23 protein-coding genes are annotated in these 21,069 nt (G+C 45.9%); 18 read left to right on the top strand and 5 right to left on the bottom strand.

Annotation, left to right across the window (positions count from 1 at the left end; translation table 11 throughout):
* The first annotated feature begins 85 nt into the window (after positions 1-85).
* The 5 genes from AR383_RS15685 (at position 86) to AR383_RS15665 (ending at position 6,538) form a co-directional block, all read left to right on the top strand.
* Positions 86-1,885 carry a DUF294 nucleotidyltransferase-like domain-containing protein gene (locus tag AR383_RS15685; protein WP_055733982.1) on the top strand — a complete coding sequence of 600 codons (1,800 nt, stop codon included), beginning with the start codon at positions 86-88 and terminating at the stop codon, positions 1,883-1,885.
* An 8-nt stretch (positions 1,886-1,893) separates the two neighbouring features.
* Complete coding sequence (locus tag AR383_RS15680) at positions 1,894-2,526, top strand: 3'-5' exonuclease (protein WP_055733981.1); 633 nt, start codon at positions 1,894-1,896, stop codon at positions 2,524-2,526.
* A 464-nt stretch (positions 2,527-2,990) separates the two neighbouring features.
* The gene (locus tag AR383_RS15675) at positions 2,991-3,794 is read left to right on the top strand and encodes a family 16 glycosylhydrolase (protein ID WP_055733980.1); all 804 of its coding nucleotides are present in this window, start codon (positions 2,991-2,993) and stop codon (positions 3,792-3,794) included.
* Between the two features lie 290 nt (positions 3,795-4,084).
* Positions 4,085-6,037 (top strand): acetate--CoA ligase, encoded by a 1,953-nt coding sequence (gene acs, locus AR383_RS15670; protein WP_055733979.1) that lies wholly within the window; start codon positions 4,085-4,087, stop codon positions 6,035-6,037.
* A gap of 144 nt (positions 6,038-6,181) precedes the next feature.
* Entirely contained in the window at positions 6,182-6,538 is a 357-nt protein-coding gene (locus tag AR383_RS15665) for a rhodanese-like domain-containing protein (protein ID WP_055733978.1), read from the top strand.
* Positions 6,539-6,547: 9 nt separating this feature from the next.
* Here the strand turns inward: AR383_RS15665 and AR383_RS15660 are convergent, their stop codons facing one another.
* Positions 6,548-7,399, bottom strand: a complete 852-nt coding sequence (locus AR383_RS15660) for a helix-turn-helix domain-containing protein (protein WP_055733977.1) — start codon at positions 7,397-7,399, stop codon at positions 6,548-6,550.
* 141 nt (positions 7,400-7,540) lie between these two features.
* On the opposite strand from AR383_RS15660, the gene AR383_RS15655 reads away from it, so the two are divergent.
* The 10 genes from AR383_RS15655 (at position 7,541) to AR383_RS15610 (ending at position 16,660) form a co-directional block, all read left to right on the top strand.
* Positions 7,541-8,926, top strand: a complete 1,386-nt coding sequence (locus AR383_RS15655; protein WP_055733976.1) for an MATE family efflux transporter — start codon at positions 7,541-7,543, stop codon at positions 8,924-8,926.
* A gap of 143 nt (positions 8,927-9,069) precedes the next feature.
* Entirely contained in the window at positions 9,070-9,519 is a 450-nt protein-coding gene (gene aroQ / locus AR383_RS15650) for a type II 3-dehydroquinate dehydratase (RefSeq protein ID WP_055733975.1), read from the top strand.
* 33 nt (positions 9,520-9,552) lie between these two features.
* Positions 9,553-10,014, top strand: a complete 462-nt coding sequence (gene accB / locus AR383_RS15645) for an acetyl-CoA carboxylase biotin carboxyl carrier protein (RefSeq protein WP_055733974.1) — start codon at positions 9,553-9,555, stop codon at positions 10,012-10,014.
* 12 nt (positions 10,015-10,026) lie between these two features.
* Positions 10,027-11,370 (top strand): acetyl-CoA carboxylase biotin carboxylase subunit, encoded by a 1,344-nt coding sequence (gene accC / locus AR383_RS15640; RefSeq protein ID WP_055733973.1) that lies wholly within the window; start codon positions 10,027-10,029, stop codon positions 11,368-11,370.
* Positions 11,371-11,522: 152 nt separating this feature from the next.
* Positions 11,523-12,551, top strand: coding sequence for an acyltransferase (locus tag AR383_RS15635; RefSeq protein ID WP_055735068.1), 1,029 nt, complete (start codon positions 11,523-11,525; stop codon positions 12,549-12,551).
* Positions 12,552-12,763: 212 nt separating this feature from the next.
* Positions 12,764-13,174, top strand: coding sequence for a hypothetical protein (locus AR383_RS15630; protein WP_055733972.1), 411 nt, complete (start codon positions 12,764-12,766; stop codon positions 13,172-13,174).
* A 185-nt stretch (positions 13,175-13,359) separates the two neighbouring features.
* Positions 13,360-14,238, top strand: coding sequence for a 50S ribosomal protein L11 methyltransferase (prmA, locus tag AR383_RS15625; protein WP_055733971.1), 879 nt, complete (start codon positions 13,360-13,362; stop codon positions 14,236-14,238).
* Positions 14,239-14,402: 164 nt separating this feature from the next.
* Positions 14,403-15,359, top strand: a complete 957-nt coding sequence (dusB, locus tag AR383_RS15620; protein ID WP_055733970.1) for a tRNA dihydrouridine synthase DusB — start codon at positions 14,403-14,405, stop codon at positions 15,357-15,359.
* 37 nt (positions 15,360-15,396) lie between these two features.
* Positions 15,397-15,696, top strand: a complete 300-nt coding sequence (gene fis / locus AR383_RS15615; RefSeq protein WP_055733969.1) for a DNA-binding transcriptional regulator Fis — start codon at positions 15,397-15,399, stop codon at positions 15,694-15,696.
* 241 nt (positions 15,697-15,937) lie between these two features.
* Positions 15,938-16,660, top strand: coding sequence for a competence protein CoiA family protein (locus tag AR383_RS15610; RefSeq protein WP_055733968.1), 723 nt, complete (start codon positions 15,938-15,940; stop codon positions 16,658-16,660).
* A 3-nt stretch (positions 16,661-16,663) separates the two neighbouring features.
* Here the strand turns inward: AR383_RS15610 and AR383_RS15605 are convergent.
* From AR383_RS15605 to AR383_RS15595, 3 genes are all read right to left on the bottom strand, one after another.
* Positions 16,664-17,841, bottom strand: a protein-coding gene (locus tag AR383_RS15605) for an IS3 family transposase (RefSeq protein ID WP_157051634.1) whose coding sequence is annotated in 2 segments (ribosomal slippage) — positions 16,664-17,571 and positions 17,571-17,841 — 1,179 coding nt in all. Because the reading frame shifts where the segments join, the coding sequence is not laid out codon by codon here.
* 43 nt (positions 17,842-17,884) lie between these two features.
* Positions 17,885-18,052 (bottom strand): hypothetical protein, encoded by a 168-nt coding sequence (locus AR383_RS21590; RefSeq protein ID WP_157051758.1) that lies wholly within the window; start codon positions 18,050-18,052, stop codon positions 17,885-17,887.
* A gap of 13 nt (positions 18,053-18,065) precedes the next feature.
* On the bottom strand, positions 18,066-18,353 hold the full coding sequence (locus tag AR383_RS15595) for a hypothetical protein (protein WP_055733967.1): 288 nt from the start codon (positions 18,351-18,353) through the stop codon (positions 18,066-18,068).
* Positions 18,354-18,443: 90 nt separating this feature from the next.
* Between AR383_RS15595 and AR383_RS15585 the strand changes: the two genes are divergently transcribed.
* Positions 18,444-19,552, top strand: a protein-coding gene (locus AR383_RS15585; protein ID WP_157051611.1) for an IS3 family transposase whose coding sequence is annotated in 2 segments (ribosomal slippage) — positions 18,444-18,693 and positions 18,693-19,552 — 1,110 coding nt in all. Because the reading frame shifts where the segments join, the coding sequence is not laid out codon by codon here.
* On the opposite strand, the gene AR383_RS15580 is transcribed toward AR383_RS15585, so the two are convergent.
* Positions 19,535-19,999 (bottom strand): hypothetical protein, encoded by a 465-nt coding sequence (locus AR383_RS15580; protein WP_055733966.1) that lies wholly within the window; start codon positions 19,997-19,999, stop codon positions 19,535-19,537. The two genes, AR383_RS15585 and AR383_RS15580, sit on opposite strands and share 18 nt — an antisense overlap.
* Before the next feature lie 178 nt (positions 20,000-20,177).
* Here AR383_RS15580 and AR383_RS15575 point away from each other — a divergent pair, with 178 nt between their 5' ends.
* Both AR383_RS15575 and AR383_RS15570 read left to right on the top strand, forming a co-directional pair.
* Positions 20,178-20,612: a hypothetical protein gene (locus AR383_RS15575; protein WP_055733965.1), complete on the top strand. Its 435-nt coding sequence runs from the start codon at positions 20,178-20,180 to the stop codon at positions 20,610-20,612.
* On the top strand, positions 20,609-21,067 hold the full coding sequence (locus tag AR383_RS15570; protein ID WP_055733964.1) for a hypothetical protein: 459 nt from the start codon (positions 20,609-20,611) through the stop codon (positions 21,065-21,067). The genes AR383_RS15575 and AR383_RS15570 overlap by 4 nt, the downstream gene beginning before the upstream one ends.
* Positions 21,068-21,069: the final 2 nt, after the last annotated feature.

The following is a 21,069-nucleotide window of genomic DNA, read 5'->3' as shown; positions in this document are numbered from 1 at the left end:
CCCAATTTGAAAAGTACGCACTACACAAAAATAAAATAGCGCGAGAAATAGGGGTAAATGACACACTTACATAGATGGTAGCGCGATGAGCACAGATTTTAATTTTCAGCACCCACCGTTCGATCAACTAGACCCCAAGCAACGTCAACAGGTCTCGACTAATCTCGATATTCATTACTTTCAAAGCCAACAGAAAATCGTCACAGCTGGCGAACAGGCCAGTTATCTATTTATTGTGATTAAAGGCCAAGTTGAAGAGCGCGCCGACAACAATGCCGAAGTATTTGCCCATTACACTGTAGAAGATTGGTTTGATGTACGCTCGCAATTTGGCGGTTACGCAAAACATGACTACGTAGCGCTAGAAGAAACCCTATGTTATGCCCTTCCCAGCAAAGTTTTTCGCCAGTTGGTCAGTGAAAACAGTGACTTTGGTGACTACTTTCAACGTGACTTGGCGACTCGCCATCAGTTAGTAGAATCTCGTGAGGGCAACAAAAACCTAGCCGAATTTATTCTTACCACCATCGACGAAAAAAATGTGCAACCTGCGGTCGTCATCGAAGGAGAAACCTCCTTGCAACAGGCCACGGTGATTATGCGAGAACAAAAACTCGAATCATTACTGGTGAACCACGATGGCTGCTTTGGCATGTTAACTGGCACCGACTTATTGCATGCGGCAGTTCTAGTACAGCAGTCCTTAGACACCCCGGTGAGCCAACTGGCTAACTTTAATTTAATCAGCGTTAATAAAGGTGAGTTTCTATTTAACGCCATGTTATTAATGACCCGCAATAACATTGAACGAGTGGTGGTGAAGGAACAGCAAAAGATTATCGGCATTTTAGAAATGGCCCATGTGCTAAGTCTGTTTTCCACTCACTCTCACGTGCTGGCGTTACGCATCGCCCGAGCCACCACCATCGAAGAACTCAGTGAAGCCGCTCATACCCTCAATAAATTAGTAGAAAACCTCTGTAACAATGGCATTCGCACGCTGTTCATCATGAAGCTGTTAGCCACCATGAACGAGCAAATCATCAGCCGAGTGTTTCAACTCAGCATTCCTCACCAGCACCACAACCATATTTGCTTGATGGTGATGGGCAGTGAAGGACGCGGCGAACAGATCGTTAAGACCGACCAAGACAATGGCTTAGTCATTGAAGATGGCTACGACTGGCCAGAAAAACAACAACAACTAGAGCAATTTAGCCAGTACTTGCTGCAACTAGGTTACCCACCCTGCCCCGGTAATATCATGGTGAACAATCCTCAATGGGTTCAACAACAAAGTCAGTGGAGTGAGACCATTGCCGACTGGATAGAAACTGGCCATGGCGATGCCATGATGAATCTCGCCATTGTGCTTGATGCCCACGCCATTGCCGGCAACAAAAGTCTATTACGTAGGTTACGCAAAGATCTCATGGCACAAATGGCCAACCGCAGTGTCACTCTAGCTTTTTTTGCCCAACCCGCGCTTAAGTTTCATACGCCGCTGACGCTATTTGGCAATATTAAATCCAAACAGGCCGGTTTAGACATTAAAAAAGGCGGCATCTTTCCGATTGTTCATGGCATACGTGCGCTGGCACTAGAGCAAGCCATTAGCCCCACCAATACCCTAGAACGTATTGAGCAACTGGCCAAACTCAAGGTACTTGACGAAGATACTGCGGCCAACCTCACCGAAGCGCTGCTATTGTTTTTTAAACTGCGTATTCAGCAGCTATTTCCTGCCGAATCCGAACAAGATTATCATGTATTAAAAGTCGACCAGCTCAATCACAGCCAACGTGACTTACTGCGCCACGGCTTGCACGTAGTGAAAAAATTCAAACAACTACTCGCCTTGCATTTCAACATTCGAGATTACTAGAGGCGCGAATGCTGCAACGTTTGTACTATCAGCAAAAATTTCGCTACAGTGAGTTTGCCCCACTGTTTAAAGCCTATCGAGGAAAGGAATACGTCGCGCTAGATTTAGAAACCACCAGCCTAAATACCAAGCAAGCCGACATTGTTTCAATGGGAGCGGTGCTTATTCGGGAAAACCGGATCCTCGCCAGCCAGAGTTTCGAATTAAAAGTACTGCCAACCCACAAGCTAGCCGGTGACTCAATTAAAGTGCACCGCTTACGCCACAGTGACTTACAAGAAGGCTGCCCCATCGAACAAGCGTTGCCGCGGCTGCTGCAGTTTATTGGCCCCCGCCCCATTGTTGGCTACAACATTGCCTACGACCAACGAATAATCAACCGCCATTGCAAACAACTCTATGGTTTTAGGCTGCTAAACCCGCTCATTGATGTAGGCCGCATGTTTGCCGATAAAGTGCATGTTGATCATGTAGGGATCAGCCCCAATCAAGATCTCACTCATATTTGCCGCAGCCTATCTATTCCACTATCGGGACGCCATCAAGCGATTGATGATGCGATTACTGCCGCCATGATTTACCTGCGGCTGCGCTTTGGCCCGCGCCCCACAACTGCGCTACCTAAAGCGATCTCTGCCTAGCTTAACCTCACCTATCTATTTCGCTATCGAGGCATCATCAAGACAAGCTCAAGTCATTGATGTGCTATCACCTACCGCCGCCATGATTTAGCTGCGTTTGCGCTTTGGCCCGAGCCCCACAACTGCTCTACCTAAAGCGATCTATGCCTAACTTTACCCCACCTATCTATTCCGCTAACGAGACGTCTTCAAGACAAGCTCAAGTCATTGATGTGCTATCACCTACCGCCGCCATGATTTAGCTGCGTTTACGCTTTGGCCCGCGCCCCACTAGTGCCATACCCGCTGAGATCTCCGCTTAACAATTCAGCATTTCGCAGAGCAAGTTCGATAAACATTTCATGGACTATTCAGCTAACTAGTGGAAAATCACAGAAGTGGCAAACACTCACTATCAGCACTAGCAAGCACTTTCATTGCTAGCTAAATTAGAGCTCCTTCTCAATCAGCTAACGGATGTTGTAATGAAAAAAACCTGCCTACTTGTGGTACTCAGTAGCGCGCTATGCTTCAACGCAATAGCAGAGCCAGCCAACCAAGATACTCTTGCCCAAACTGGCTCTTTAAACCGCAGTGATAAAGCTTTATTTGGTGCCGAAGTATTTAGTTTAGATAAGGTACTTTACGGCAAATTTGTCACTCGCATGAAGCTAGTTTCAGCACCGGGAGTGGTGTCCTCATTTTTTACCTATGACGACGAATCTTGGCAGGGAGAAGGACGGCCATGGCGAGAAATTGATTTTGAGGTAATTGGCAAACATCCCGAACAACTGCAAACCAATATGATCACTGGCAAACTCAATAAACGGATCCATTCAGAAAAGATCCATAAGCTACCTCAAGTTAACGAGTTTGTGGAGTACACGCTAATCTGGACCCCGAATGACATCATTTGGCAGGTAAACGGCGAAACAGTGCGTCATGATACGGCAGAAAACTCTAAACAAGTTCGCGACATGCGTAATACGCCGCAAAGCTACCGCAGTAACATATGGATTTCTGCCGCCGCCGATTGGGTAGGTAAATTCAATCCCCAAAGCCTGCCACTGCATCAAAAAATCGATTGGATGGAATATTACGAATACAAAGATAATGGTGAGTTCAGTCTAGCTTGGCGTGACGACTTTAACAGCTTCGATGAAAAACGTTGGGGTAAAGGCGACTGGGGTTTTGAGTCCAACCTCGTTACCTTTTCACCTAAGAATGCCAAGATTGTTGACGGCAAACTGATACTTAGTCTGACAGCTGAAGACGCCAGCGCTAAATAAAACGTCCTCCTCTAGCCGCCCTGCTTCAGCCTGGCGGCTACTTTGTCCTCCTTATCTTAACTACTCCGACCAGCGTCCTCTCAGTCAAGACCTTCGCAAGCCGTGAGCAGCCTCTCACTTTAAGCTCGCAACATAAAAGATAATTTTGATTAATAAGGTATTTTACAATTCTTCACAAATAATTAACCAAAAGTCTAATTGTCGACAACCTTGGTCAGTGCCAGTCTTAGGCACATCCAAAACGTCAAAGACGATGTCCCGCCTCATCACGAGGAAGCAAGGAGAGGAATATGAGTGAACAGAAGCTGTACCCGGTTAAGCCAAATATTGCAGAAAGCTGCTTGCTAAACGACCAGCAGTACTTAGAGATGTATCAAGAGTCGATCACCCAGCCTGAACAATTTTGGGGAAAACACGGTAGCGAGTTACTCGACTGGATCAAACCCTTCAACACGGTAAAAAATACCTCTTATGACCCTGGCCACGTGAGTATTAAATGGTTTGAAGATGGCCTACTCAACGTTAGTGCCAACTGCATTGACCGTCACCTACAAGAACGTGGCGATGAAGTGGCAATTATTTGGGAAGGCGATAGCCCCGACGAAGACAGTAAACTCACCTACAAACAACTGTATAAACAAGTGTGCCAGTTCTCTAACGCACTGAAAGCCCAAGGGGTGAAAAAAGGTGAAGTGGTTTGTTTATACATGCCAATGGTGCCTGAAGCTGCCGTAGCCATGCTCGCTTGTACTCGTATTGGTGCCGTGCACTCCATCGTATTTGGTGGTTTTTCTCCAGAAGCCCTAGCGGGACGCATCATCGACTCCAACTCGAAATACGTGATTACCGCCGATGAAGGTGTTCGTGGCGGGCGCAGCGTGCCACTAAAAGCCAATGTAGACCAAGCCTTGACTCACCCAGAATGTAGCTTCGTGCAAAGTGTGGTAGTGCTTAAGCGCACAGGCTGTGAGGTTGAGTGGAATAGTGAGCGCGATGTGTGGTGGCACGAGGTCACCGAAAACCAAGCCGAAGAATGTCCACCCGAGCCGATGAACGCGGAAGATCCGCTGTTTATTCTTTATACTTCGGGCTCAACCGGCAAACCTAAAGGGGTATTACATACCACTGGCGGTTATCTCCTTTATGCCACTATGACCTTTAAATATGTGTTTGATTACCACCCTGGCGACATCTATTGGTGTACTGCAGATGTGGGATGGATTACCGGACACAGTTACTTGGTATATGGCCCACTCGCTAATGGCGCCACCACCATTTTATTTGAAGGGGTGCCGAACTATCCCACTTCGGCTCGCATGAGTGAAGTCTGTGATAAACACCAAGTCACTATTTTGTATACTGCCCCAACCGCAATTCGCGCGCTAATGGCACAAGGCGACGCGGCGATTCAAGGTACTAAACGCAGTAGCCTGAGAATCATGGGGTCGGTGGGAGAGCCAATCAACCCAGAAGCGTGGGAATGGTACTACCGCACCATCGGTGATGAGCGCTGTCCGATTGTCGACACTTGGTGGCAAACCGAAACTGGCGGTATATTAATTACCCCACTACCCGGCGCCACCGCCTTGAAACCGGGTTCAGCGACTCGCCCCTTCTTTGGTGTGCAACCCGCCTTAGTAGATAACGAAGGGAATGAATTAGAAGGTGCTGCCGAAGGTAACTTAATTATAAAAGACAGTTGGCCAGGGCAAATGCGCACCGTTTATGGTGACCATGAGCGCTTTGAGCAAACCTATTTCTCAACCTTTCCCGGCACCTATACCACTGGAGACGGAGCGCGCCGCGACGAAGACGGTTATTACTGGATCACCGGCCGCGTAGACGACGTACTTAATGTGAGTGGTCACCGAATGGGCACTGCAGAAATTGAAAGTGCCTTAGTGGCCCATCCCAAAATTTCTGAAGCGGCCGTCGTGGGCGTACCTCATGAAATTAAAGGCCAAGGAATTTACGCTTATATCACACTTAATGCAGGTGAAGAGCCCAGCGCCGAACTACATAAAGAAGTGAAAGCATGGGTACGTAAAGAGATTGGCCCCATTGCCACTCCCGACATATTGCATTGGGCTGAAGCCCTACCCAAAACCCGCTCGGGTAAAATCATGCGCCGTATTCTGCGTAAGATCGCCACCAATGAGACCGACTCCTTGGGTGATACCTCAACCCTCGCCGATCCATCGGTGGTAGATAAATTAATCCAAGAAAAATCGAACGCAGCCTAAGCCTCTGGCCAGTCGCCTTCTGGCGGCTGGCCAATTTCTCTCCTTCGTCCTGCCCCACAAACAACAAAACCGATGCATAGAAATTAGCTCGGGTTATAATGTTCCTTCTTAATTACTATTACACTTCATAGAAAGGGAATGAACATGAAGAGTCTAGCCAAGATCATCGGCCTTGCGCTGCTATTGAGTTATAGTGCCTTAGGCCATGCGACAGAGCGTGCCGAACAAGCTTGGAATGCCATACAACAGCAACAAGCTTTAATCTTAGATGTGCGCAGTCAAGCAGAGTTTCAGCAAGGCCATTTAGCAGGAGCGCACAACATCCCGCACACCCAAGTCGCTCAGCAAATAAATCACCTTACTAAGGATAAAGAACAAGCCATTGTGGTTTACTGTCGCTCTGGTAATCGCTCTTCCTATGCCCTACAGGTCTTGGAGGCCATGGGCTATAAGCATGTGCTCAACGGCGGCGGCTTAAACGAGATGCAAGCTGCCCAGTAGGGCTAAGTACTACTTCGGAGCGGATTGGTGCTGACTACGATAGCGCCCCGGCGATACGCCAAAACTCTTCTTGAAGCGATGGGCAAAGGCAAAGCCGTCTTGATAACCTAACTGACTGGCGATCACCTCTATCGACCAACGACTTTCGCGTAATAGGTAGCTACCATGCTCCAAACGTAAGCGGCTTAAATACTGCTTTGGACTACAGTTAAATTCTCGTTGAAATAAACGATAGCAATGCGCTTCCGATACCGACAAACGTTGTGCCATCTGGCTGACCGTCCACGGATAGTGCAAACTAGCACGCAGTTGTTGTTCCAAATTATGTAAAGGGCTGGCTTCACCCTGCTTTAAGGGTTTAAGCAGTTGCAGTAAATAGCGTTTAAGTAGCTGAGTTAAATGCGACTCTATCAGTGGGTCTACATGGGCTGAGCGCTCTTCTTCCAACAACATCTTTAAGCACTTATCAATGTTTTGACTGCTGTTAATCTTTATGACTTTGGCCTTTTTAGGGAAACGATACCAACGCACATCGGCGGAGAATTGAAACCAATTATGCCGCCAGAAATGACTGGCTAAACTCAAGGAATAGTGGGTGCCAGCGGGCAGAATAACCAACTCGTTAGCGGTGATTCGATGGCGTAATTCTGGCGTATGCAAATTGCCTTCACCTGCCATCGAGATCAACACCGTATGCTCTTGTGGCGCCCGGCGACAGACTAAATACTCACCTCGAATATAAGAAACCCCCGCCAGATTCACCTGTAAGGTGCTGAGCTTGGAGAAACGCTCTCGGGTTAAAAAGTGCTCAACACAGGCGGGGCCTATGTCGAAGCGTTCATGCCAGTCTACTTTTTCCATATGATAGTTTTGAACATATTCCTGATAGATTCGATTATGTGGTATACCCAGAATATAAGATAGCATTGCGCCCAAGTTTGTTAGGTTGTTTTTTAACCTAAGATAGTTTTTACCTGATGAAGGTCACGTTTTGAGGTTGCTATGCATACAGTTCCTACATCGTTAAATCGCCCTTGGCTTGAGCAATTCTGGCGTCTTGCTTGGCCCATTTCTTTACAAGCCGTATTGCTAAGCCTGTTAGCTTTAGTGGATGTATTAATGGTAGCTACCTTAGGCGATGCCGAAGTAGCAGCCGTAGGTTATGCTGGCCGCGCCTTTTTTGTGGCGATTATCATTTTGAATGGTTTCTCTACAGCTTGCGCCATCTTAAGTGCTCAGCATTGGGGTAATAAAAACTGGCAGGCCATTGGTCGCACGGTAGCCTTGTCGTTTTACACCGGTTTAGTGTTTACCCTTATAACTTTAGCCTTTATGTATAGTCAGGCCGAAGTGATCATGCATTGGGGCAGCAGTGACCCTCTGCTAATTTCCCTAGGCAGTGATTACATTCATGCTACCGCATTAATGATTTTGTTTACTCTACCGGTCATCGTACTAGAGTCGGCGCTGCGGGCTAGCGGTAATACTAAATTACCCCTATACATTAGTATTTTCGCCGTTATTGCCAACGTGGCACTTAACCAACTACTGATCTTTGGCTTTGGTCCGATTCCGGCCATGGGCATTGTGGGCGCTGGTGTGGCAACGGTCATCGCACGCGCGCTGCAGATCAGCGTATTGTGGTTAAGCTTATGGTGGCAGTCTCACCCTCTCGTCAAGGCATGTTTGGTTGGTTTTTGGCAATTTAAGCGTACCGAACTGGTGAAATACAGCAAACTCGCTGCGCCGTTAATTATCAACTTTGCTATTTGGTCGAGTGGCGTATTTATGTTTGCTACCTTATATGGCCAACTAGGTACCAACGCTTTGGCAGCAATGAGTTTAATTAGCCCAATTGAAGGTATCGCTATTTCTTGCTTCATTGGCTTCTCTAGCGCCTGTTCGATCATGGTGGGTAACAAACTTGGCGCCAATAATTTTTGCCAAGCCTGGATTGACGCACGTCTGTCATTATTAGTCAGCCCGATTGCCGCCCTCGGTATAGGCGTAGCGATTTGGTTATTAAGCTATCCCTTACTCAATTTGTTTGGCGCGCTCGAAGCCGAAACACTAACTTTGGCGAAAACTATGGTGTTAATCTTGGCTGCGTCTACCTGGCTGCGCATCTTTAACATGGTATTGATTAACGGCATTCTTCGAAGTGGTGGCGATAATAGTTTCTGCCTGATGTCAGATACCTTTAGCCAATGGGGGGTAGGATTAATGCTCACCACTATCGCCATTATGGTGTTCGACGTAAGCCTTATCACCGCATACTGCATTGCGCTTAGCGAGGAAGTATTTAAGGCAATGTTGTGTTTTTGGCGGATGCATCAGAAAAAATGGTTGCGTAACTTAACTACAGAACCAATGGTCGAAACTAACTGATTAGACCAGAAAAATGCTGCCATTTTCTGCGAAATCCCTATAATTGCGAAAAATGTCGATGACTTAGCACATTCATCTAAAAAAAATGTGCTAATCTCAACTCATCGACATGTTTTCCAATTTAAGCTGGCTTTTCAACGAAAATGACTAATAAATTCTCGATTTTGTTACTTAATGGCCCTAATTTAAACTTATTAGGTAAACGCGAGCCTGAAGTTTATGGCCATCAAACCTTAAACGACATTGTTGAACAGCTACAAGCTCAAGCCAGCGACTTGGGAGTTAGCCTTGCTGATTTCCAATCCAATATTGAAGGTGAGCTCATTGAGCGCATTCACCAAGCCATGGGTGAAGTAGATTTTATCATCATCAACCCCGCGGCATTCACTCACACCAGTGTAGCACTTAGAGATGCTTTACTGGGTGTTAACATTCCTTTTATAGAAATCCACCTATCTAACGTGCACGCACGAGAGCCCTTCCGTCATCATTCTTATCTTGCCGATAAAGCTGAAGGCGTGATTTGCGGCCTAGGTAGTCAAGGATATCAGTTTGCTTTAACTGCAGCGGTAAATAAGCTGCAGCAACAGTAATGTAATTAACCATATACGATAAAGAGAGCCCTTATGGATATTCGCAAGATTAAAAAATTAATCGAATTAGTTGAAGAATCAGGCGTTGCCGAACTAGAAATCACCGAAGGTGAAGAATCGGTTCGCATCAGCCGTAACTTCAGCGGTGCGACCCATGCTGTACATGCACCTGTAGCACATGCCGCACCCGTTGCAGCGCCAGCGCCAGCGCCTGCCCCCGCTGCACCAGCAGCCGCTCCAGCAGCTAGCGAAGCCCCAAGCGGTCATCAATTATTATCGCCAATGGTTGGCACCTTCTACCGTTCTTCTTCTCCAGAAGCGGCACCTTTTGTACAAGAAGGCCAACAAGTAAACGTAGGCGATACACTTTGCATCATCGAAGCCATGAAGATGATGAACCAGATTGAAGCTGACAAAGCCGGTGTAGTGAAAGCCATCTTAGTCAACGACGGCGAAGCTGTTGAATTTGATGAACCGCTATTCATCATCGAATAAAGAGGCATTTGTATGCTAGATAAAGTAGTTATTGCTAACCGCGGTGAAATTGCCTTACGCATTTTGCGCGCTTGTAAAGAGCTAGGGATTAAAACAGTAGCGGTGCATTCAACTGCCGACCGAGACTTAAAACATGTCCTGTTAGCCGATGAATCAATCTGTATTGGCAAGCCCGCCGCTACCGACAGTTACCTCGACATTCCACGGATTATTGCCGCTGCCGAAGTGACTGACGCCGTAGCCATTCACCCTGGTTATGGCTTTTTATCAGAAAATGCTGAGTTTTCTGAAATCGTTGAAAAAAGTGGTTTCATCTTCATCGGCCCTAAAGCCGACACCATCCGTATGATGGGCGATAAAGTTGAAGCGATTAAAGCGATGAAAAAAGCTGGCGTACCTTGCGTGCCGGGTTCTGATGGCCCACTTGGCGAAGATGAGCAGAAAAACATTCAAATTGCTAAGCGCATTGGTTACCCAGTTATCATTAAAGCTGCTGGCGGCGGTGGTGGTCGTGGTATGCGAGTGGTTCGCAAAGAAAGTGAACTCATTCAAAGCATCGCCATGACTAAAGCAGAAGCCGGCGCGGCCTTTAATAACGACATCGTATACATGGAAAAATACTTGGAAAACCCTCGTCACGTAGAGGTTCAAGTACTTTCTGATGGTCAAGGTGGCGCCATTCACCTTGGTGAGCGCGATTGTTCAATGCAACGTCGCCACCAAAAAGTGGTTGAAGAAGCACCTGCACCGGGTATTACCGAAGATATGCGCCGTTATATTGGTGAACGTTGTACTCGAGCTTGTATTGAGATCAACTACCGCGGTGCAGGCACCTTTGAGTTCCTCTATGAAAACGGTGAGTTCTACTTCATTGAAATGAATACCCGTATTCAGGTGGAGCATCCCGTTACTGAGATGGTCACCGGTATCGACTTAATCAAAGAACAGCTGCGGATTGCCGCTGGTCAGCCTTTGTCATTCAGTCAAGATCAGGTCAAAATCACTGGCCACGCCATTGAGTGCCGTATTAACGCTGAAGATCCTGAGAGCTTTATTCCATCTCCGGGCCGAATTAACCGTTTCCACCCGCCAGGTGGCATGGGCATTCGCTGGGACTCTCATGTTTATGCTGGTTATTCAGTACCGCCTTACTACGACTCTATGATCGGTAAGCTTATTACCTATGGTGAGAACCGTGACATTGCGATTGCTCGCATGAAAAACGCCTTATCTGAGCTGGTAATTGACGGCATTAAAACCAACGTTCCGCTGCAACAAAAAATCATGCAAGACGAGAACTTCCAATTTGGTGGTGCCAATATTCACTACCTAGAGAAAAAACTCGGTCTGTCCTAACAGCGAGACATAAAAAGCCCTACAAAGGGCTTTTTTTTCGCCCCCCAATTAGTGACTAAAGCCACCAAACACAAAAAAACCAGCACAGTTCAAAGATCCAAGCCATTATAACCAGTATATTCTGCCGAAATTTTTTCATGAATAACTACAATATGTCTTCATCTTCCAAAATTGCCAGCCTAGAGCTCGGTCGAATCGTAGCAATTATCACCATCCTACTCATGCATTGTCAGGTGGCCATGCACTATGCCGAGATTAACGGCGAACCTTGGCTAGGCTTTATTATTAACCAAATTAGCCGCTTTGCCGTGCCCTTATTTTTCATCATTGCTGGCTACTTCATTGCCGACAAATTACAGCGCGCGCCCTTAGCCACATTAAAGGCCTATGCCCGCCCCTTAGTGCGGATCTGGTTAATCTGGAGCCTAATTTCACTATTGATGCCCTTCAACTTTGGTGAGGCCTTTCAACAAGGTTACTTACATGAGCGTTTACCCTATTGGGACACTCTGCTCGCCCAACCCTTGAATAGCCTATTTGAAGGCGGCTTGGTACACCTTTGGTTTATTCCCGGTCTGGTATGCGCGCTGGCCATTTTGGCAGCCTGCCTACATTTTGGCTTGGATAAAGCGATCCTGCCGCTAGCCCTAACACTTTATATCTACGGTGTACTAGCCGGCAGCTACCAGCAAGTGAGCGGCTTAGAAGCACCAATATTTACCCGTAATGGCCCGTTCTTCAGTACCTTGTTGGTAGCCAGCGGTTACCTTATTCGCCAGCGTCAAATTCAACTGGCTTTTGCTCCTGCTTTACTGCTAGCCCTGCTAGGCATGGCCGGCCACTTTGGCGAAGCAGCCCTGCTCAAGAGCTACTATCAAGTACCTTTCCCGGATCATGATTTTGTATTTTCCACAGTGGTTTGGGGTATTGGTGTATTTTTAATGCTAATGGCTAGACCTAATTGGGGACAACACCCGCAGCTGATTGACACTGCGCAAATGGTATTACCTTTCTACATCTTGCACTTGTTGGTAGCGATCGTTATGTTCAACATCGCTGAGAGCTTGCAATTAAGCGGGCTAAGCAAAGATTTAATGATAGTGTTAGGCACCCTGGTACTTAGCGTCATGCTGATCAAAGGTATTCAGCAAACCCGACTAAATCACATACTGTTTCGATAGATCCCCAGCACTTAGCCAGTCTCTCCCTGCACTGGCTAAGCATTGGCCGCCTTTCACCTAAAACTGTCAGCCCTTCATGACAAGTACAAATTGCTGTTAGATTAAAAACATCTAGCAAAAAGCAACAAATCACTTACAATTAGTTAACGAGCCGTAATCTAATAATCTGCAAGAATGCGGCATGAAATAATTTTAAGGAGGGTAAACGCCGTATGATTAGCAAATCTATCTATGAGATCCTCCCCAGCGTTTACCTCATGCTGGGCTCTAGCAGCGTAATATGGAACGATAATTCACTAGGCCTATTGGGTGGTGCCTTATTATTTATATTGGGCGCAGTCATTTGGGTGATGCGCTCTAACTATCGCCGTACCGATGAGCATAAACTTCCCAGTAAGTCTTTCACTCTACCCGAAACACTCTATGAATTTGTGCCTTTCTTATTCATCGGGCTTGGCTTGAGTTTACTGTCGCAGTTCAGCCAGCTACCTATCTATATAGTGGCAGCGGTTTGCTTATATCGTGGGACGCAACTGTTATACCTAAGACATCGCCACCGTAATTTTGCTTGGGATAACAGCACCAAAAGAAAAGCACGCTCCTCTGCTCACGCCAACCGATAGACCCTCAGGTTAAGCCGAACTATATAACGCGCCATACTTTCCCTCTCACCTTAACCAGCAGAATTCATTCTGCTGGTTAAGCTTATTGGGTGAGCATCTTAGGATGCCAAGCCCGACCAACTTTTAGATGCTAAGCTGCTACTAACACAGTACACTTGCCGGCTAAAATCAGAGAGGAGCGGACAATGCCTTGGATCCAATTAAAAATAAACGCCACTAAAGATACTGCCGAAACCATTGGTGACATCTTAATGGAAACCGGCTGTCAGGCCGTCACCTTCTTAGACCGCCACGACACCCCCGTATTTGAACCACTGCTAGGCGAAACACCGCTCTGGGGCGATACCGATGTTCAGGGCCTGTACGATGCCAGCACCGATATGGCGCCAATCCTCAATTTTCTGCGCGAAGCCCGCATCATCGAAGATGATAACTACAAGCTAGACCAGCTTGAAGACAAAGACTGGGAACGTGAGTGGATGAAAGACTTCCACCCAATGCAGTTTGGCGAGCGCTTATGGATCTGCCCAAGCTGGACTGACGTTCCCGATCCAAACGCAGTAAACGTCATGCTTGACCCTGGCCTCGCTTTTGGCACAGGCACCCACCCCACCACCGCACTATGTTTAAAATGGCTAGACCAGCTCGATTTAACAGGTAAAACCGTGGTCGATTTTGGTTGCGGTAGCGGCATTTTAGCCATTGCCGCCATTAAACTCGGAGCGGAACGAGTGGTGGGTATTGATATTGACCCTCAAGCCATCTTAGCCAGCCGCGACAATGCCGAGCGCAATGGGGTAGCCGAACAACTAGAGTTGTACTTGCCTAAAGATCAACCGAAGGGCTTTCAAGCCGATGTAGTTGTAGCCAATATTTTAGCCGGACCACTTAAAGAGCTGTCAGAAGTGATCCTCGCCTACCTCAAACCTCAAGGCCTTATCGCCTTGTCAGGCATTTTAGAAGAGCAAAGTGACGCGGTACTGAGCGCTTATCAAACACACTGCGACATGGACCCACTTGTTCTCGATCAAGAATGGTGTCGGTTAAGCGGCCGCAAACGCTAAGCTTAATCACGATTTGCGGCAAACCTTTATTAACCTAGGTTTGCTGCCACATTCCGCTACTAAAAATCCAGCTTTTTTTTTGAAAAATGTTCAATTTATAGCCTTTTCAGCGTGCTTAAAAAGTCGTAAACTACGCCGCCCTGAGATTGAGAAGAACGGCAGTCATGAACATAGGCAGTTACCAGCTGGACAATCCGGTGATACTTGCCCCAATGGCTGGCATTACCGATCAACCCTTTCGTCGCTTATGCTGGCGATTAGGCGCGGGGCTTACGGTATCGGAGATGGTGTCCAGCAACCCTAGGGTGTGGAACAGCAAAAAATCTCTAGACCGAATGGTTCACCTAGATGAATGTGGCATACGCAGTGTTCAGATAGCAGGTTCCGACCCAGAATTGATGGCGCTAGCTGCCCAACACAATGTGGCAAATGGCGCGCAAATTATCGACATCAATATGGGCTGCCCGGCGAAAAAGGTAAACAAAAAATTAGCTGGTTCGGCTTTGTTACAGCAACCCGAATTAGTCGAAAAAATTCTTGATGCTGTGGTATCAGCAGTGGATGTTCCAGTGACCTTAAAAATCCGAACCGGTTGGTCGCCAGAACATCGCAATGCCTTACAGATTGCCAAGCTGGCAGAAGATTCGGGGATTCAATCCTTAGCCATTCATGGTCGGACGCGAGCATGTATGTATAAGGGAATGGCCGAATACGACACCATAAAAGCAGTAAAACAAGCAGTATCAATACCGATTGTGGCAAATGGCGACATCACCACACCGGAGCAGGCCAAACATGTATTGGACTACACCGGAGCTGACGCCATCATGATTGGTAGGGGAGCCCAAGGTAATCCTTGGCTTTTCCGAGAAATTAATCATTTCTTAGACAGCGGTGAGCGTTTAGCGCCTCCCAGTGCTAAAGAAGTGAAGGAAGTTATGCTTCACCACTTAGACAACCTGTACTCACACTACGGGGAGTATCAAGGGGTTCGTATCGCACGCAAACATGTGGGCTGGTACCTGAAGCAAATAGCGGACACGGACGAGTTTCGAGGCCAGTTTAACCAGCTTGAATCAGCCCTGGCCCAAACGTCCGCGATTGAGCAGTTTTTCGAATAGTTGTGATCATTAAATTTAATTAAAAAGAGCGTCAAGTATGTTTGATTCAAATAACACCACAAACACACTTTCTACTATGACCAGCAGTGCTACCAGCACTGAAGTGAAAGAACGTCCATTGCGCGATTCAGTTGAGCAAGCCTTGCGCAACTACTTCGCCCAACTTAATGGCGAAGATGTGTCTGAATTGTACGAATTAGTACTATCTGAAGTTGAAGCCCCGTTGCTTGACGTAGTTATGCAATACACTCGCGGTAACCAAACCCGCGCTTCAATCATGTTAGGTATCAACCGTGGTACTCTACGTAAGAAGCTAAAAAAATACGGCATGAACTAAACGCTAGTCCATAACCTATTGAATAAAAAGCCAAAGTGGTTAGTTTTACTTTGGCTTTTTTGTGTTTGCTACACACACTGCTACACACGAAAAAATGTGTAAAAACATCATTAAACCTCAAAAAAGTTCTTAGATGTCTACTTCCTAACCTAGAAAGTATCTTCAGCCAAGTAACAAAGGAAGGAACTAATCTCGAACATTTCACTCAAACAACTTTCCGACTTCAACTGTAAGGGCAGAGATGAAACACTTAAAACTAAAGTACGCTCTACGTGATAGTGAGCTTGTACATATCTCACAGGTTGAATCAGGGGGGAGCCATGGATGCACCTGTCCAGCTTGCAACAAGGCTTTGGTGGCGAAGAAGGGAATTAAGAGGGAGCACCATTTCGCGCACAAAGCTGGGGACTCCTGCGAGCATGCTGTAGAAACGGCCTTACACTACGCAGCAAAAGAAGTATTAGACCGTCATAGGAAAATCTGTCTTCCGGAGGCTTTCATCACCTTTAACTCAAATAGAGGACATTTAAAGATATCTGAAGAAAAAACCTGTTCCATTGAATCGCTAAAAATAGAGCAAGGTATCTCAGGCTTCGTTCCCGACTTGATTGCGAAAGTTAGGGGTCGAGAGCTATTAATCGAAGTCTTTGTCACTCACAAAGTTGATGAGCAAAAACAGCAAAAAATCATAGACAGCAAATTATCTGCCCTTGAGATAGACCTAAGTAAAGCGCCAAGAAATATGCCTTTAGAAGAGCTGGAAGAACTGATAGTAAACCAGTGTGAGAATAAAACTTGGATTAACAACGAACGAGTAAATGAAGAGTACAAAAAAATATTATCCCAAACACTCGAGCGTCAAATTAGAACAACACATGTTCATTGTTGCCCAGTTCGTTCACGTAAATGGCAAAGTCAATCGAATGTTAATTTTATGAGGGAATGCATTTATTGCCCTCTGTAGTGGTCAAGTAAAACTGGCCACGGTTTTATAGTTTTTCCAGTACAACTCTTCAGCCTGATTCGGTGGCAACATCTTGTTGTGCTGATGTGGCCTGACTTGGCTGAAATACCCTACGATATAATCCGTTATGGCGTGCTTGGCTTCTAAAAAAGTTCGGTAGCCTAGCTCTGGCATCCATTCTGTCTTCAAACTTCTAAAGAAACGCTCCATCGGCGCATTATCCCAACAATTACCACGGCGACTCATGCTCTGTTTGATTTGATATCGCCATAGCAACTGTCGATATTTAACACTCGTATATTGGCTGCCTTGGTCTGAGTGAAACATTAGTCCTTGAGGCTTACCTCTCAGTTCATAAGCCATCATCAGCGCCTTGCTAATAAGTTTACTGTCAGGGCTCAAAGACATTGCCCAACCAACAGGTTTCCTTGCATATAAATCCAGTACAACCGCTAAATAAGCCCAACGATTCCCAGTCCAGACATACGTGATATCACCACACCAAACTTGGTTAGGCGCATCCACCGTAAACTGGCGAGCAAGAACATTGGGTGCAACAGGATGCTCGTGTGTCGCTCGTTTATAGCGATGCTTTGGTTGTTGGCAGCTAAACAACGCAAGTTCACGCATCAAGTTGCTAGCGACATAACGGCTTAAGGGTGTACCTGTTTGCGTAACCATTGCTGCAATAGTGCGAGCTCCCGCAGAACCTTCACTCACTTCAAATGCTTCTCGAACTTTCTCTTTAAGCACAATGCGATTCGGTGTTTCGCCGACCGCTTCATCACGCCAATATTTGTAACTACTTCGATGAACACTGAATAGCTGACATAAATGATTAGCGGGAAAGCTCTCTTGAAGCCGATGAATTAACGCAAACCTTTCAGCTCGTCCGACATCAAGAGAGCGGAAGCCTTTTTTAAAATGTCTTTTTCCATTTCAAGGCGTTTGACCTGCTTTTCTAGCTCACGAATACGGCGTTGCTCATCCGTCATGGGTGTCGCCTTAGGTGATTCACCACGGCGCTCTGAGCGAAGTTGTCGCACCCATTTATCCATCGTTGAGTTACCCACGCCCATGGCTTCAGCGGCCTCACGAACGCTGTAATTTTGGTCTACAACAAGCTGGGCAGCTTCTAGGCGAAATTCGGGGCTAAAGTTAGGTCTTCTTGGTTTTGTCATTAGTTCACCTGTTTTGTCTCTGAGGTGAGTCTATCACCTCTAATCAGGTGGCCAAATTCACTATGCCACTACACACAGCACCAATAATGCTTTTAGTGGCCTTTGTATAACACGCAAACTCAAGCTCACTTGGATTGGTATGTAGGGAAACATCAGACTCGGTTAACTTGGAAAAACGCCCCACTTCCGACAACAACACAAACTTTTCCAAAACAACTCCTTTGTTAGTCTTCTTCATCTGGTTTAGTTCCGAAACGGACTTCATATCTAAGCCCATCGGTTGGGAAGATTTCCGTAAACTCCCCATTCCAAATAGCTATATGGGTTTCAGACTTGGCAATAAGTAAGCCAGCTGCAAGTGAGCCTTTGTCTTCAAAGAGAAAAACACACTTCTTTTTATTACTTAAGCTCGAAAGTTCACAATTGTTAAAACTGCTTATTTGCTTTTCCGCGGATCCTCCACCAATCCATAAGCCCAAAGCTGGGAAAACAACAAAAATTGTTAATACCAATAGGACTAAATAAGGTGGAATTGTCCACTTCCCCTAAAATGACACAAATTTAAATGGAGTTTTCTACACTCATTAACGTAGGAGAACGCCATGAAAAAATCACGCTTTACCGAAACGCAGATCGTCAACATTCTCAAAGAAGCTGACGCGGGGATGAAGGTCGAAGATATCTGTCGTAAACACGGAATGAGTAACGCCACGTACTATAAGTGGAAATCTAAGTACGGTGGCATGGATGCTTCTGAACTCAAGCGAGTCAAAGAGTTGGAAGAGGAAAATTCGAAGCTGAAAAAGTTATTTGCCGAAGTCAGTTTGGAAAACCATGCGATGAAGGAACTCTTCGCAAAAAAGGGCTGGTGACAGCAGAAAAACGGAGCTGTGCCCAATTATTGGTCGGTGCCGGCTTGAGCATTCTGAAAGCCTGTACCTTGGCTGACATCAGCCGTTCAAGTTATTACCGGCCATTAGTCGATTGGCGTCAAAGGGATGCTGCTGTCATTGATGCGTTGAATTCTGAGCTTAAGAAGTCCCCCAGAGCGGGCTTTTGGAAGTGCTTTGGCCGACTGCGTTACAAAGGGTATCCATTCAATCATAAGCGCGTTTATCGCGTGTATTGCCAAATGGGACTCAACCTTAAACGGCGGGTTAAACGAGTATTACCGAAGCGAATTGCGCAACCATTACAGGTTGAAGCGAAAGCCAACTATCAATGGGCCTTAGATTTTATGCATGACGGACTTTATTGCGGGAAACGCTTCCGCACACTTAATGTAGTAGATGAAGGTACGCGGGAATGCCTTGCCATTGAGGTAGATAGTTCATTGCCAGCAGAGCGCGTTGTACGCGTACTTGAGCAAATTAAAGCTGAGCGTAGTCTACCGGTTCAATTACGAGTCGATAACGGGCCTGAGCTTATCTCGGCAAGGCTGACAGATTGGTGTGAACAGCACCATATTCAACTGGTTTATATCCAGCCAGGTAAGCCTCAGCAAAACGGATTTGTGGAACGTTTCAATGGCTCGTTCCGTCGAGAATTTTTGGATGCGTATTTATTTGAATCGCTAGAACAAGTCCGAGAAATGGCTTGGTTCTGGCGTTTGGATTACAACGAAGAACGAACCCATGAAAGTCTCGGTAATTTGCCACCGGCTGCTTACCGAGCAAAACTGGAAAACTCTACTTTAGAACTGTCTCATTAATGGGGAAGTGGACAGAATCAGTGCATAGCAGGTCGATTTAAAAGGTTGAAACAAATAACAACGAAGCCAAGTTGATTTATAAAATTGGCGTTTAGGTAAAAACCTAAGGTTTAAAGGATGTCGATAAAAGTATCTGCCTCCCAAAACTATTCCAAACACGACAGCTACATAAACCCCAACAAGCCAAGGGTTAGCACCAATAAACCCTAATACTTTCATGGCGATGGAGAATACGAAGAAGAAACTAACAACTAAATACTGCTGTACTGACTGAGGGAAAAATTCCGTACTTACGCCAAACTTATCTAAAAACCCAATGTGATAGAAGTACCCCAGTAGATAGAGAACTGGCACACATACTGTGGTAGCTGTGATTAAGCCATTTGAAGAAATGAACCTCAATAAACGGCTTTCTGGCTTCTCAACGTCCTTATCTTCTTGCTCCATGCACAACCTTACCACTTGAAAGCTATTAACAAACACAATACTAAATCATGATAAGGTGTTGATGCAATTACAAATAAAGCAAAACCAAAACTAGCTACAGCAGCTATTTTCGCTACCTTTAGCCTTGATAATGACCTAACTATCATTTAGAGTCTAGTGACTAAGATGGAGTTTAGATGTGTCTGAAATAAAAACAGAAATTAAAATTCAAATCATTAAGTTGATAGAAATTGCATACAGCAAGAATGATGGGTTAACCGGAAAGCTACTAGCGAGTTCAGGTCGATTTTCTCTAGCAGTTGATGATACCGGAGTTATGACACTCTCAGGGAAGGCTGGTGCCGTAAAAATGAACGTATCAAAAGAAATGTCTGATATGGGTCTAGACTTTCGTTACGCTTCTTTGTACTTCGCCCCCAGAAATAACGGCGACATTCGCTATACCGGCTCTGTTGGCTTCAAAGACTACGCTAGTATTTCTATTTCTAGCTCACTTAATATTGAAGAGTTAATTCTAAGATGTTCTGGTTTACTTTGTATCGCAGCGAGACTTTTAAAGAACCCATTTTCAAAAGTTGATGCTAGCTTAAAAGCCCACGGAGTTTCACAATGAAAAAGCTACTAATAATATTAGGGCTAGTTTCTAGCTTTTCAGCTCATACAGGCGAATTGCAGCAAGCATTTGAATCACTATTAGGTAGCAAGGGCAATCAAGCGCTAGTTAGCGAGAACGCCCAAAAGATTATTGCTGAGGCTGAAAAATATCCTGACGAGCAAGTCATGCAAGATATTGTTTCTTTCCCAAATGGACTCAAATTAAATGAGCAGCCTTACTTGGAAAAGATCACTGGCGATAAGGGTTGCTTAGTTGTTATGGGAAACCTTGACAGACCACCCTACGAAATTGCTGACTACTCTGTTCAATATGCCAAACAGGGAGAAAATTGGATCGTTGATGATTTCAGGCTTCATTACTACTTCGAAGGTGAACCAAGGTTCCTAACCGAGGCTATTTGTGATCCCGAAAAAGTAAATGAAGCTTGGGCCAATTCGCTTGATGGTGAGTAAGC

This window comes from Agarivorans gilvus (assembly GCF_001420915.1).
Classification (GTDB): Bacteria; Pseudomonadota; Gammaproteobacteria; order Enterobacterales; family Celerinatantimonadaceae; genus Agarivorans; species Agarivorans gilvus.
The sequence above is the reverse complement of the archived record's forward strand: the minus strand, read 5'-3'. Positions and strand labels throughout refer to the sequence as shown.